General features: G+C 39.0%; 15 protein-coding genes. 1 reads left to right on the forward strand and 14 read right to left on the reverse strand.

Annotated elements, in window-relative coordinates; all coding sequences use genetic code 11:
• Positions 1 to 43 precede the first annotated feature (43 nt).
• The 11 genes from rodA to HMPREF0874_RS03165 form a co-directional block, all read right to left on the reverse strand.
• Complete coding sequence (rodA, locus tag HMPREF0874_RS03115) at positions 44 to 1,147, reverse strand: rod shape-determining protein RodA (protein ID WP_083791376.1); 1,104 nt, start codon at positions 1,145 to 1,147, stop codon at positions 44 to 46.
• Between the two features lie 8 nt (positions 1,148 to 1,155).
• Positions 1,156 to 2,079 (reverse strand): AAA family ATPase, encoded by a 924-nt coding sequence (locus HMPREF0874_RS03120; protein WP_008601410.1) that lies wholly within the window; start codon positions 2,077 to 2,079, stop codon positions 1,156 to 1,158.
• A gap of 1 nt (position 2,080) precedes the next feature.
• Entirely contained in the window at positions 2,081 to 4,003 is a 1,923-nt protein-coding gene (gene mrdA, locus HMPREF0874_RS03125) for a penicillin-binding protein 2 (RefSeq protein WP_008601411.1), read from the reverse strand.
• 19 nt (positions 4,004 to 4,022) lie between these two features.
• A complete protein-coding gene (gene mreD, locus HMPREF0874_RS03130; protein ID WP_004698677.1) occupies positions 4,023 to 4,517 on the reverse strand; it encodes a rod shape-determining protein MreD in 495 nt (164 codons plus the stop codon).
• Positions 4,514 to 5,431 (reverse strand): rod shape-determining protein MreC, encoded by a 918-nt coding sequence (mreC, locus tag HMPREF0874_RS03135; protein ID WP_008601413.1) that lies wholly within the window; start codon positions 5,429 to 5,431, stop codon positions 4,514 to 4,516. The genes mreD and mreC overlap by 4 nt, the downstream gene beginning before the upstream one ends.
• A gap of 1 nt (position 5,432) precedes the next feature.
• Complete coding sequence (locus HMPREF0874_RS03140) at positions 5,433 to 6,470, reverse strand: rod shape-determining protein (protein ID WP_008601416.1); 1,038 nt, start codon at positions 6,468 to 6,470, stop codon at positions 5,433 to 5,435.
• Between the two features lie 279 nt (positions 6,471 to 6,749).
• Entirely contained in the window at positions 6,750 to 7,448 is a 699-nt protein-coding gene (gene radC / locus HMPREF0874_RS03145) for a DNA repair protein RadC (RefSeq protein WP_008601418.1), read from the reverse strand.
• A 212-nt stretch (positions 7,449 to 7,660) separates the two neighbouring features.
• Positions 7,661 to 8,227, reverse strand: coding sequence for a nucleoside triphosphate pyrophosphatase (locus HMPREF0874_RS03150; protein WP_004698546.1), 567 nt, complete (start codon positions 8,225 to 8,227; stop codon positions 7,661 to 7,663).
• 86 nt (positions 8,228 to 8,313) lie between these two features.
• Positions 8,314 to 8,934, reverse strand: a complete 621-nt coding sequence (locus HMPREF0874_RS03155) for a hypothetical protein (protein ID WP_008601421.1) — start codon at positions 8,932 to 8,934, stop codon at positions 8,314 to 8,316.
• Between the two features lie 152 nt (positions 8,935 to 9,086).
• Entirely contained in the window at positions 9,087 to 10,292 is a 1,206-nt protein-coding gene (locus tag HMPREF0874_RS03160) for an acetate/propionate family kinase (RefSeq protein WP_004698711.1), read from the reverse strand.
• A 3-nt stretch (positions 10,293 to 10,295) separates the two neighbouring features.
• The gene (locus tag HMPREF0874_RS03165) at positions 10,296 to 10,859 is read right to left on the reverse strand and encodes a hypothetical protein (protein ID WP_004696462.1); all 564 of its coding nucleotides are present in this window, start codon (positions 10,857 to 10,859) and stop codon (positions 10,296 to 10,298) included.
• A 186-nt stretch (positions 10,860 to 11,045) separates the two neighbouring features.
• Between HMPREF0874_RS03165 and HMPREF0874_RS03170 the strand changes: the two genes are divergently transcribed.
• Entirely contained in the window at positions 11,046 to 12,383 is a 1,338-nt protein-coding gene (locus HMPREF0874_RS03170; RefSeq protein ID WP_008601424.1) for a nucleotidyltransferase family protein, read from the forward strand.
• Positions 12,384 to 12,507: 124 nt separating this feature from the next.
• Here HMPREF0874_RS03170 and pyrR read toward each other — a convergent pair whose 3' ends face one another.
• The 3 genes from pyrR to lspA form a co-directional block, all read right to left on the reverse strand.
• Positions 12,508 to 13,029: a bifunctional pyr operon transcriptional regulator/uracil phosphoribosyltransferase PyrR gene (gene pyrR / locus HMPREF0874_RS03175; protein ID WP_004696466.1), complete on the reverse strand. Its 522-nt coding sequence runs from the start codon at positions 13,027 to 13,029 to the stop codon at positions 12,508 to 12,510.
• A 93-nt stretch (positions 13,030 to 13,122) separates the two neighbouring features.
• Positions 13,123 to 14,046, reverse strand: coding sequence for an RluA family pseudouridine synthase (locus HMPREF0874_RS03180; protein WP_021148361.1), 924 nt, complete (start codon positions 14,044 to 14,046; stop codon positions 13,123 to 13,125).
• A gap of 86 nt (positions 14,047 to 14,132) precedes the next feature.
• A complete protein-coding gene (gene lspA, locus HMPREF0874_RS03185; protein WP_021148362.1) occupies positions 14,133 to 14,573 on the reverse strand; it encodes a signal peptidase II in 441 nt (146 codons plus the stop codon).
• Positions 14,574 to 14,595: the final 22 nt, after the last annotated feature.

Genomic DNA, 14,595 nt, shown 5'->3' on the forward strand with positions numbered 1-14,595 from the left:
TTTAATGAAAGACTTCTTTCACAATTAATCCTATGAAAGGATATTAAAATATATATTTTGTTCGCTGTCTAGCAATATTTAATAAAATGCCAATGCTCAGCATATTAGTTGTTAGCGCACTAACACCATAGCTAAGGAATGGCAACGGAATCCCCGTTACAGGCATGATACCAATCGTCATGCCTACGTTTACGAGCACTTCAAAGGCAAACATCGTACCAATACCCGTTGCTAATAACATACCGAAATTATCATTGCAGGTATATGCTACTTGAATGCTGCGATAAATAAGCATAAACAATAATAGCAATACTACAATGCATCCTACAAAGCCAAATTCTTCGCCGATTACAGAAAAGATAAAGTCCGTATGATTTTCTGGTAAAAAGTTCAACTGACTTTGAGTACCATTAAAGATACCTTTACCAAAAATCATACCCGACCCGATGGCAATCTTAGATTGAATAATATGATAGCCAGAACCGAAGGGATCAATATCTGGATTTAAAAATACTAGAATACGTTGCTTTTGGTATTCTTTCAGTACAAACCAGCCCAAAGGCATCAAGAGTAAAGCCACGCTCGCAATGATTTTTATAAGCTTAGTTTTGATACCAGATATAAAGAGCATCCCTACAAATATAGCAATATATACGAGGGATGTCCCCAAGTCAGGTTGTAAGAATACGAGAAGGATAGGAATCCCTACATATAACACTGGCATCAATAGGGATTTAAAAGTATCTAACTTGCCAATGCGCGGTTCTAACATTTTAGCCATACAGATAATCATCAATAGTTTAGAAAACTCTGAAGGCTGGATAGTAATTGGCCCCAGTTGAATCCAACGCTGTGCACCTAGTGCGGAGGTACCAACTACCATAACTGCAATTAACATAAGCATGGTAATCACATAAATCATATTCCCCCACCCTTTAAGGCGATGGTAATCTAGAAATTGCATGCCTATAACGACGGCTATATTTGCTAAAAAGAATACGAGTTGTTTTACCACTAAACTACCAAAACCGATAGCCTCATGATTCACATGGGTAGCACTACCAATAGCTGTAAGACCAATTCCAACAAGTAATATAGTACATATGATGATAGTCCAATCACTATCTGTCCATATTTTACGCCACATCATATCACCTATTTCAACTTGCTACGGCGCCACAAGCTTTGTTTCCCTTGCACCAATAAGCGCTGCGTGGTCCAACCACCACGATTAATGTAATGAACATTGTTAGAATCCTCAAAAATAGACTCACCTACTGTCGCAAGACTTGGTGTGCTATCTTGCTCCTTCGATGCTTTTTTCTTAGTTACATAAGCATCGAAGTGCTTTTGTACATCGTAGTCTTCCCAACAATCACCGGTAGTTACATAATCAACAAGAGGTGCTAACATAGCTTTTAGTTCGCTAGAAACAAATTCTAACAAACGACCATCTTGTGTATAGGTCAAAATATCCTCATCATAAGGGATTATAGCCCCTACATATTCAGCGCGAAGGACTTCTAACATATCATATAAATTGATATTCTCTCCATCGATAGGTACTGCATTAAAAGCAATAGCATAATCACGAATATTATGTTCTTGACATACTTGAATCATGCGCGCCCCATTACGTAAGGACACCCATAGAGGATGCGTCACCACGATGCAGCGATTTACTAATTCTAAAATAGACTCTATGCCCTTACCGATACCAGCAGGAGCATCGATTAAAATATAGTCATATGTCTCAGAGAGGCGACGGACTAATTTTTTATATTTTTTACGACCTATATCTTCCCAACGAGCACTTTGGCTAGCTGGTAGGAAATCTAAGTTTTCAGCAATTGATACAATGGCATCATCCATATAGTCTTTATCTTCGCTCGCATCTAATGCGTCGTAAATAATTTCATTTGCCACTCCTAACACAAGGTCTAAATCGCGCAATCCAAAATCTCCATCACAGAGCAATACGCGATGCCCTGCATTGCTTAAGGCTGAACCCAAGCAAGCGGTAATCGTAGTCTTACCTACGCCCCCCTTACCGGATACAACGCCGATTATCTCGCCCATACTAATCCTTTCTTGGTTGTCCACTAGTTACCGCATTCTGAGGTTTTTGCCCTTTATTAATACTTGTCCCCGTAGCAGTTTCCTTATTGCCCTTACTATTTGTATCATTAGATTTCTTATTCACTGGTACATTGAAGTACGCAGCCAATATATCTCTTACGATAGGCCCTGCAGAGCCCGCACCAAAGCTACCTTGCTCAACAAGTGCAACCACTACAATTTGTGGCTTATCATATGGTGCATAGGCTACAAACCAGCCGTGATCTCTGCCATGTGCATTCTCTGAAGTACCTGTTTTACCAGCTACATCAATAGGGAATCCTTTAAACAACTCCCCTGCTGTACCACCTTCATTAGTAACGTCACGCAAGCCTTCGCGAACAAGATCCATAATATTTTTTGGTACAGGTAAGATACCGAGCTTGTCTGGGCCAAAGATTTCTTTTGGCGTGCCATCCTTATTATCAATACGGCTCACCACATATGGGCGGTATTTAATGCCACCATTTGCTACTTCACTGAGCATAACAGCCATTTGTAATGGTGTCACCAAAGTAAAAGACTGACCTATGGCCGCATCAAAGGTTTCACCTAAATACCAATCTTCATCATACACTTTGCGTTTATAAGCAGGACTTGCCATATTACCAGAGGCCTCACCAGCAAGATTGATGCCTGTCTTTTCACCAATACCAAAATAGCCAGCATATTTTACAAGGCCTTCTATACCAACGCGATTGCCCATTTCATAGAAGTAAACATTATCTGATTTTGCAAGAGCTTTATTAAAGTTAAGCCACCCTAATGCTTCACCTTCTGCATTTCGTTTATCGATAAGCCAATGTTTACCACTATCAAAAATCATTTCTTCAGGGGTAACCTTTTTAAGATCTAAAGCCGCCGTACCTGTAATAATCTTGAACGGAGAACCTGGTGGATATTCACCAGAAATAACCTTATTATCAAATGGATGATTCTTATCGTTATTCAATTGATTCCACTGTGCCGTTGTAATCCCTTTCGCAAACCAGTTAGGATTAAACTCAGGGGCGCTGACCATGGCCAAAATGGCACCCGTATTTGGATCCATTGCTACTACAGCAGCTCCTTGAGCTGGAATGCCTTGGGCACGCAACTGTTCTAATTGGTTCTTAACAGCTTCTTCAGCAGCCTTTTGTAGATTTGCATCTATTGTCAAATGGATATTAGATCCAGGCACTGTATGCTTTCTATCTACCTCCGCAACCGGTCGGCCTGTAGCATCAACCTCTACCTGTTTACCACCATCAGTGCCACGCAAGATGGAATCATATAGTTTTTCAAGACCAGAACGGCCTAAAATAGTACCACCACTAATAAGGGTATTTGGATCTTGCTGTTTTAGCTCTTCTAATTCTTCTTCGCTCACTTCACCCACATACCCAAAGAGCTGAGAAGCCATCGTTTCATATGGATAATAGCGAAGTGGTTCTACATCTATGGTAACACCTGGTAATTCATGACGATGCTCTTCGATGCTTGTAACTACATCCATAGAAATATCATTAGCAATACGAATTGGCTCATAACCATATTTATGATCATTTACCTTTTTTGTAATATCTTCTGGTTTAATTTTCAGCAAAGTTGCCAACTTAGCAACTTCACCTTCGTCTAGAGCCTTCCCCGTAGGCAAAATGGAGATAGTGTATGCCGGTCTAGAACCTACTAAGATCTGACCATTTCGATCGTACATAATACCACGAGCAGCTGTCATGGATACCATGCGCAAACGGTTGCCTTCTGCCTTAGCTTGGTAATAACCACCAGACAAGATTTGCAACGTCATCAGGCGTAATGCCAAGACTATAAATATGCCGGCTACAATGTAAAAGAGTACATCAAAGCGATTCGTTTTTCTTCGTTTATAGAGGCCTTCAAGCACTCTTTCACCCCCTTAATCCTTACCAAATATAACCTTGTTGTTCATCATCTTTACGCCATAACAAACCATGCACAATAGCGCCTAACAAGCCATTCCAGAACATCACGGGTAATACCATATGCCACAAGTATAGTCCAAAGTGCAAATCGCCACCACTAGCTAATATCATAAAGCTACGAATAACGCCATCTAGCAGCGTACAAATAGCTACTATACCACTAGACCAATACCAGCGTTCTTCATAGATACGATGCTTTACGGCAGATAGTAGGTATACCACAATTACGTAAGGGAATAGATGGAGCCCAAAAAAGTTAGATATCAATACATCATGTACGATACCCCCAACAACAGCGGATATCAGCCCCATACGACGACCTTTAAATAAAGTAATCATAACAATTATCGTCAAAATTAAGTTTGGTAACCAATTTGTATGGAAAATAGTAGGCAATAATTGCGCTTGTATAAAATATATTAAAAATCCAGAGAGAGCTAAAGCTAGACGCATCATTGTTTAACGGCCCCCTTTGCACCCTCTACTTGATCTCGTTGTGTTTGAGGCACAAGTTTAGGCTCAAGTTCTGGTTTTTGTGGTGCGCTTAGAGAAGACGAGGTAAGCACAAAAACTTCTTCTAAACGATGAAAATCTACACTCGGTGTGACTACCGCATTTTTAACAAATCCTTCCGAATCATTTTCGATAGATTGCACGTTGCCAACAGGTAGACCTTTCGGATAAATGCCTCCATATCCAGAGGTAATCAACTTATCACCTACCAATACATCACCATCGCGAGCAATATTTACCATAGATGGTGTACGAGGTGTATTGCCATTACCTTTTACAACGCCAGACAAACGAGATTCAGGTCGTTGTACAAGGATACCTATTGCGCTACGCGGATCAAGAATGGTTTGAACGCGAGCAGAATGCGGATATACATCTGTAATAAAACCAACGACACCACTAGGTACAACAACAGCCATATTAACTGCCATACCTTCTTCACTCCCTTTATCAATGGTGAAAGTATTTGTCCAAGTACCGTAATCCTTTGTAATGATACCTGCTAAGGTCATGGAGAATTCTGGATGGCTACTCTTATAGTTTAAAAGCTGACGAAGGCGAATATTCTCTGCCACTACTTCATCGTAGTTAACTACCTTTTGTTCCAATGTAGCTTTACGAGATGCTTCCTCTTCGCGTTCGATAGTAGAGAAAATAGCATTATTAAGTACTGTAAAGCTAGTTTGAACACCCTCTAATAAACGGGCTGACCCATAAGCGAAAGGCGTTGTAATTCCTTCGAGGGTAACCGTAACAAAGGGAATACTAGTCCGTTGCTTCCACGCAAAGCCGAGCAATGCCATTAGGATACAACCAATGACAACGATGATAATTAACTTTTTATCTGACTGTATCATGCTAATCTCGGCCCTTTCTATTCTTAGAATTTACAATAAAACGCGATAAGCTCACTAAATCAGATGAGGCCCCATTAAGGCCTACCACAACTTTTGTTTCAGGTGCTTCAGGAACGTGAACAGGTACCCCTAATTCAGTACCAATCCGGTCCGCTAAACCAGATAGTCTTGCTGTACCGCCAGTAAGCCATATGCCATGTTGCATAATATCAGCCACGATTTCTGGTGCAGTAGCACGAATCATTTGCTTAACCTCATCCAAGAGACCAATCAAACATTCATTTATAACTTGGTACACTTCAGATTGGTGAATTACACAACGTCTACCTAAGCCGTTCATCATATCGCGCCCTTGAAAGGCATACTCTGCATCCTCTAAAGGAGCGACAGCTGTTCCTAATGTATGCTTAATATCTATTATAGTTTCATCAGATACAATAATGCCAAAACACTCACGCACATAGCGCAATAAGGCATTATTAATATCAGAACCACCAAAACGAATTGTTTTGCTATCCACGATACCACCTAAAGAAACAATCCCCATATCAATAGTGCCACCGCCGATATCAATGACCATAGATCCTTGCGCTTCAAAGATAGGCACACCACAACCAATAGCAGCCGCCACAGGTCGTTCGATAAGAAATACCTCTCTAGCACCAGCTTGAATAACAGCATCCATCATGGCTCGTTGCTCAACATCGGTCATCCCACAAGGAACCCCTACGACAACGCGAGCTCGACGCAATGCATTAGAAACCTTATTAAGAAAGTAGCTAAGCATAGTATGCATAACGCGATAGTCAACTATAAATCCATCCTTTAAAGGCGTTAACGGACGCCACATATCGGGCATGCGCAATACGAGGCGCGCCGCTTCATCACCAACGGCTACTACTTTTTCTTGTTTTGTATCAGTTGCTATAATCGATGGTTCGCTTATAACAGTCCCTCGCGTCCCCCCCATGAGGCGCGTTTGTATGGAACCAATATCTATACTTACATCTTTTCCTAGAGTAGGTAAAATGGAACTCATAGTAATTTCTCCTTCATTACATCATCATTCCATTTTACCATATATAACGCGACTTTTTCCATTGATATCAGTACCTTTCATTTTGTTAAAAGCACTGATAATGCATAATTCCTGTACTCATAAGTCATACATAAAAATTACATAACTTCATACATAAAATCTCATATACAATAAGGAAAAGCACTCATTTATAGGAACTTACCCATGCATCAAAATTAGGTATAGTTCAAAATGAGTGCTTTTAATAATCTTATTTGGCTTTGTTCAGTTTATTTAGGCTCAGCTCAATTTACCAATTTCGCTGAGGCTCGTAAATTCATTATCCCCTATAACGATATGATCGAGTACAGGAATCCCCATAAATTGACCAGCACTAACAAACATTTTCGTTAGCCGTATATCTTCATCACTTGGTCTACTATCGCCTGACGGGTGGTTATGGATTAGAATAATAGCCGCCGCATTACATGCTATAGCTTTTTTAAATACTGCTCTTTGCTCTACAAGACTTGATACTAATCCACCATTAGAGATATGTTCCAACTGAATAAGCTTATTTCGAGATGTTAGCATGGCAGCCCACACATGTTCCACATCTTCGTGACGCAGTCGCTCCATCACATATTGAGCTATTACAAAAGGTTGCGAAAAATCTTCATAAGTCTCTTTAATCTTTAACTCCCCTAATCGCCTACCCATTTCAAGTGCTGCACATAGCGTCACTGCTTTATCTCTACCAATACCCTTGATTTTGATCAGATTATCTACGGTCATTCGGTTAAGACCATAAACACCATCATCAAAGGATTGTACAATATCACTTGCCAAAGAAATCGCAGATTGCCCCTTTCCCCCTGTACGTAATAAAATAGCCAACAACTCCTCCATCGCCATATGTGATGGACCTAAGGCGAGAAATTTTTCTCGAGGTCGCTGGAATGGTAACATATCTTTTACACTTACTGTTGGTACTTCCATAGAATCTCTCCATTCAAATAGATAACACCATTTGTAAATCAAACAATAAACACATCTACTCTCTTAAAAATTATTTAGCACAGCACAGCACAGCACAGCACAGCACAGCACAGCACAGCACAGCACAGCACAGCACAGCACAGCACAGCACAGCACAGCACAGCACAGCACAGCACAGCCAATTATATCACTATCTGTCTAATACGCTAGTACTATTTTGCCCCTAACGCCTTGCACAGTTCCTCGTATACATGTTCAACTGGTAACCCTACCACATTAGTATAAGAGCCCTCTATTTTATCTACCCATAATGCACCTTTTCCTTGGATGCCATAAGCTCCAGCCTTATCCATCGGTTCCCCACTAGCAATATAAGACTCAATTTCAAAGGGTGCTAATTGTTTAAAATATACTTTTGTTTCATTGTGAAAAACTATCTCCTCCCCTTTGATGAGTAACGCGACTCCAGTGATTACAGAATGTGCTCTACCCGATAAATGCTCCAACATATGGCGTGCATCGGATTCATCATGTGGCTTTCCTAATACTTTATTATCAAGGACAACAATAGTATCTGCGCCTAACACAATACTTCCGTCTGGAACACCTACAGCACAACGAGCCTTACCTAATGCTTGGGCTTTCACCATTTCAATAGGGTTGTCGTAACCCTCATTAGATTCCTCATAAGTACTGGATACAACAGTATGATCAATCCCAACCTGTGTTAATAATTCAGTTCTACGTGGTGATTGACTCGCCAAATATAATCCAGCCATATACGCTCCTTCGTATTAAAAAACTTGTACATAAAATTCTTGGTATAACTAAACTATCCTGCCTATCCCCCAGAACTTACCATCCCTTACATAGTTGTTCCTTTATCTTCTTTTGAAGAAATTAATCTTCCATAATATTCTTGTACATCTTCCCCATGTTTTACCGCATCAGCTCGCACCGCTGCATAAAATACAATATCCGCTTGAGGCACACGAATACGGCCAGGCACATGCTCTTCTAATATTTCAAAGAATCTATCGTCGGCTTTCAACAGCAAACGACCATTTTTAACTTTATTTCCATCTACAATAGAATACACAAGAGACCAAATCGGGCGCGGGTCAGAGGTAGAACATTTTCTATATTTATAGCGGTATTTAATATTTGTCAACAACTCACGTTCAAACTTGAACACCCCATCAATCATGTTATAATCTACTTCAAAATGACGATTTCTAAAGATAGAGTTCTCTTCAATCACAAGCTTTGTATCTGTCAAAATATATGTATATCGACTAACAGCCTGTTTAACCATAACAATGATGGCCATGATTTCAATAAAATACTCAGCTAATAAAACCGTATGTAATTGAATACTGCGATACGTTGTATAAGCTGCTGCACACAACAATAAAATCACAAAAAATACTACCAATAACTCTGCACTTCTGGTGCGCTGAGATTTTTCTTCATATAATACTGTCATGCTTTACCCCTTTTAAAGAAATCACTAATTAATAACTATACATCCTATTATAAGATATTCTATGCATAAAAACTACAAAAACCCCGTCTATATCCAAGATATAGACGGGGTTTTATGACTCTATTAGTCACTCAGTTCAGATGCGAACTATATTATTTTTTCAACGCTGCTGTAATACGTTGAGTATCACGAGCAATCATGATTTCTTCGTTTGTAGGAATTACGAAGATTTTAACCTTAGAGCCTTCAACACTAATTTCTTGTTCTTTACCACGAACATTATTGCGTTCAGAATCAATACGAGTACCTAAATATTCCAAACCGTTACAGATTGCATCACGGTTACCAATACCGTTTTCACCAATACCAGCAGTAAAGATGATAGCATCTACACCGCCCATAACAGCAGCAAAGGCACCTATTACACGGCGAACTTTGTAATGGAACATATTCAATGCCAATTGTGCGCGTTTATTGCCATTAGCAGCAGCTTCTTCAATCACACGGAAGTCATTGGATACACCAGAAATCCCTAAAACACCGGATTCTTTATTCATAACTCTATCAATTTCTTCATAGGTCATACCTGTTTTTTCCATCAAGAATGGAACGATAGCAGGGTCAATATCACCTGTACGAGTACCCATAATCAAGCCGGACAATGGAGTGAAGCCCATTGTAGTATCGATGGAGCGACCACCTTTAATAGCAGCCACAGAGGAACCATTACCCAAGTGGCATGTGATAATACGAAGATCAGTCATATGTTTACCCATTAATTCTGCACAACGTTGCGCTACATATTTATGGGATGTACCATGGAAGCCGTAACGACGAATACCATAATCTTCATAATAAGAGTAAGGAAGCGCATACATATATGCTTCTTTTGGCATAGTTTGATGGAATGCAGTATCAAATACAGCAACTTGAGGTACATTTGGCATAATAGCTTCACAAGCTTCAATACCTTGAATGTTTGGTGGGTTATGCAATGGTGCAAGAGAAGCACATTCTTCCAATGCTTCCATAACTGCTGGAGTAATCAATACGGAATCAGCAAATTTTTCACCGCCGTGTACTACACGGTGACCTACAGCATCGATTTCATCCATGGAAGAAATAACACCAAATTCAGCATCAACTAAAATATCTAGCAAAATGCGAAGCGCTTCTTTATGGTTCAAAATTGGTTCAATGCGTTCTAATTTATCTGCATTAGGACGTTTGTGAGTGAAGATAGCATCTTGATCACCAATCTTTTCAAAAAGACCTTTTGCCAATTCTGTTTCAGTTGTCATATCAAGTAATTGATATTTCAAAGAAGAACTACCGCAGTTAACTACTAATACGTTCATCGATTAACCCTCTTTCTGTTGTGTAACTTGAATCTTGTTTTGAATTTCTTTGCTGATATCAGCACCTACCTGATCCTTTTCAGGATATTGGTAGACTATATTCCACAATACGCCATGATCTAAGAATACGTATTGAGAAATTCTAAATATTTGTCCTTGCGATGTAACAGTAACATCAAGCTTTTTAGCAGATGCACCTTCTAATGCTACGGACTCTTCTTTGATGGTCGCGCCTACTTTAGCAAATTCAGACTTACTGTGATTAATATACTCATCTACCGTAGGTAACGGTTTATTTTCACCAGGCCGTAAAGCCTCAACCTCAATTACCATATGTTCTGTAACAGATCCATAAATATCGATTGGATACCCCTTATCAGACATATTTTTTGTACTTTTACCCATTTCATAAGGCAAAGCAATGGTAATTTCAGATTGACCAGCACGGATAACTTGATGGCCAAAACTATATGTATCCATTACATTTGTAGAGCCACATCCCGCCATTGCTAGCAGCACAGCACCGAGCAGAGCCCCTTGTAATGTACGTTTCCAATTTTGTTTCATCATATACCTCACATCAATTCAGCATTTACAGTTAATTATAGCCTATAGTGTCAAGAAAATCTATACTAAACTTAATATTTGCACATAACATCATTTCTATAACCAGACCTTTTATATGGATATCATGAAATGTTATTTACAGCATTTCTTCGCTTTGTTACACTAACAATAATGAAAGGAGTCACTATGAAAACAATCGGTATCATCTGTGAATATAATCCATTTCACAATGGACATGCGCATCAATTACATACCTTAGCACAAGAGCATCCTGAAGCGCTGCGCATTTGTATCATGAGTGGTTCCTTTGTACAACGAGGAGAACCTGCTATTTTTTCTAAATTTGACCGTGCTCGTTGGGCTATTCTCGGTGGTGCAGACATCGTTATCGAGCTACCTACACTCTATTCTTTGGGTAGTGCACAACTGTTTGGAACAGGTGCTATTCGCATGGTAAAAGCTTTACATATCGATGCACTCTCCTTTGGTTCTGAAACGGCTGATCTAGATACACTCGTTGATATAACTAAACGTATGGATTGTGAAAGTACTCAAACAGTATTACGGACCTATATTAACGAAGGTATGTCCTATGGCTCTGCCTTCCGTAAAGCCCTTAATACAGAGATGCTCAACACCCCTAATGCACTGTTAGGACTTGAATATATTCGGGCAGGACTTACCTATTATCCTTCCTTAAAATATATACCAATCTTACGCACATCAGATCATCACGACGCGAATATTACAAAAGATTTTCCTTCTGGTACAGCATTGCGTAAACTTATAACAAATATGGCTACAGGTAGTAACAATTGTAATAAAAATAGTATCTACACTTCTACAGATATAGATACAACGACCAGTGCAAGTACAAATACAAATACAAATACAACTTCAAATTCAAATTCAACTGCAACTACATTAACAAAATTAAATACACTAAATAGTAAAATAGAGTTACAACTTCAGTCAATCATTCCTAAGACTATTGCAGACGATATGACTAATATAATTTCTAATGGTGCTTATGTAAACTATAACCGCTACTATGATATGGTCCATACCTTAAGTCGTCGTACTTCAACTAAGGAGCTAGAAAGCTTTGGAGAGTTCAGTGAAGGCATTGAACACTTATGGTCCAAAGCGGCCCAACAACCTACGTGGGACCTGGTTATGAAGCAAATAAAATCAAAGCGCTATACCTATGCCCGTTTACAACGAATGGGAGCCTATCTCACCTTAGGAATACAAAAAGATTTACTACAAAGTGCTATACAGGAATCGCCACAATATGCTCGTTTACTGGCCTTCAACGATAGAGGTCGTCAATGGCTTCGAAATGATTTTGAAATACCACTTATTCAAAAATGGGCCAAAGCACCTAATGAATTAAATACGTTGGGACAAACGATGCATCAAATTGATACATTAGCTACAGATATACAAGCCTTATGCTTACATAATGAAGTTAAACGAATGGGTCATATGGACTACACCTATACGCCACAATACATAAAATAAGCAGAACTACAATCTGGTAGAAACATTCTGCACATAAATATAAGAGTCAAATAATTTAATTTTATTAAGTTAATCATCTTATTATATAGTAATACTCAAAAAGAAGAAGGGGTTACAATACAGATTATTCCTGTATTGTAACCCCTTCTTCACCATCCAGATCAGCGACGGCAACGCGTACACTTTCAAGATGTGATGTAGGAATATTTTTACCTACATAGTCCGCTCGTATAGGCAATTCACGATGACCACGATCGACGAGGACGGCCAATTGAATAGATCTTGGTCTGCCAGCCGTCATTAATGCATTTAAAGCAGCACGAATAGTACGGCCCGTATACAAAACATCATCTACAAGGATAATTGTCTTTTCCGTTGTATCAATCGTACACGGTTCCCCCTCTTTAGGACGAGCATCACGATCATCACGATACACTGCAACATTCAAAGACTCACAATCAATATGAATACCTTCTATACGCTCAATTTCCGCTTGTAAACGTTTTGCCAAAATGACACCACGCCGTTCAATACCTACAATTAACGCATTAGATAAACCTTTATTGCGTTCTAAAATTTCATGACTAATACGACGAATCGCACGCATTATAGCGTCTTGATCCATTAATAAGCGTTTCTTTTCCATATATACGCCCTTACAGCATAGGATTGTTCTATGCCCCTATATCCAAATAAGTAGTAAAAATAAGTACTTAAACAATCAATGTAAAGATTTAGACTATTTTCGTTTATCTTCACGGTAGGTCTTAGCAAATTCTAAGCACGCCTCAAAATCAGCTGGTACCGGTGCTTCAAAGTGCATTTCTTCACCTGTAATAGGGTGTTTAACATCTAACGATTTAGAATGTAATGCTTGCCCTTCTATAGGAAAATCCATACGTCTATATCCATAAAATGGGTCATTAACAACAGGATGTCCAATATGAGCAAAGTGAACACGAATTTGATGGGTTCTGCCAGTCTCCAAATTACATTCAACCAATGTTTGATGACCATAACGCTCCAATACTTTAAAATGTGTTACTGCATCTTTACTGTTTTCAAAGACAACAGCCATTTTCATACGGTCCTTAGGATGGCGTCCAATAGGCGCCTTTATAGTCCCCTTTTCTTCTACAATATTGCCTTGTACTAGCGCCCAGTACGTACGTCTTGCAGAATGTGCTTTTACTTGTTCTGCTAAACCAATATGCGCTGCATCATTTTTTGCCACCATCATAACGCCAGACGTATCTTTATCTAAGCGATGCACAATACCTGGCCTAATTTCACCATTAATGCCTGATAGGTCCTTACAATGGAATAATAGAGCATTTACAAGGGTTCCAGAATAATTTCCTACTGCAGGGTGCACCACCATGCCACGAGGTTTATTAACAATAACAATATCGTGATCTTCGTATAAATAATCTAAAGGGATATCCTCAGGTTTAACCTCAATCGATTCAGGCTCTGGGATTTCTACATGAATTACGGTATCAGGTGTAAGCCGAAGATTAGCCTTCCCTACTTTATCACCTACTGTAACATGACCACCTTTAATTAAACTTTGAATATAGCTACGAGATCCTTCCATCTGTTCAGTTAAAAATACATCTAGTCTCATGCCTTCTTGCTCAGCACTTACAATATATTCATTCATCCTCTATTCCTCTTTGAGTCAAGTATAAGATATATATTTATTGACGAATCAAGTCAATGATTTATAAAGGGTCCTAATGATGAAAGTTATTCATGGTCCTCTTTCAATGAAAACAAATAAAATACAACAAAAGCTACACCTATACAAATACCAATATCTGCCACATTAAAAATAGGCCATACACGAAAATCAAAAAAGTCCACTACCCCATGAATCATGTATCGGTCAATGCCATTACCAATTGCACCTGCGACTAATAAGGCGGATCCGATTTGCAAAGTCCAATGGCCCTTAGCTAATCGCTTCCAATAAAAAGCACAAACAGCTAATAGAATAAAAGCTACTAGTAAAAAAAACCATCGTTGATTCGCTAACATGCCAAAGGCTGCACCGCGATTGATAATATAGGTAAGATGAAATACATTAGGAATAACAGGTAAAGATTCACCTAACAAAAAATGATTCATTACATAATATTTAGTTAATTGGTCCAATAATAACCAAATGATAAGTACTGTATAAAACAAGATTAACTCCCTTACTATAATA

The sequence above is a fragment of the Veillonella sp. 6_1_27 genome (assembly GCF_000163735.1).
GTDB lineage: Bacteria > Bacillota > Negativicutes > Veillonellales > Veillonellaceae > Veillonella > Veillonella parvula_A.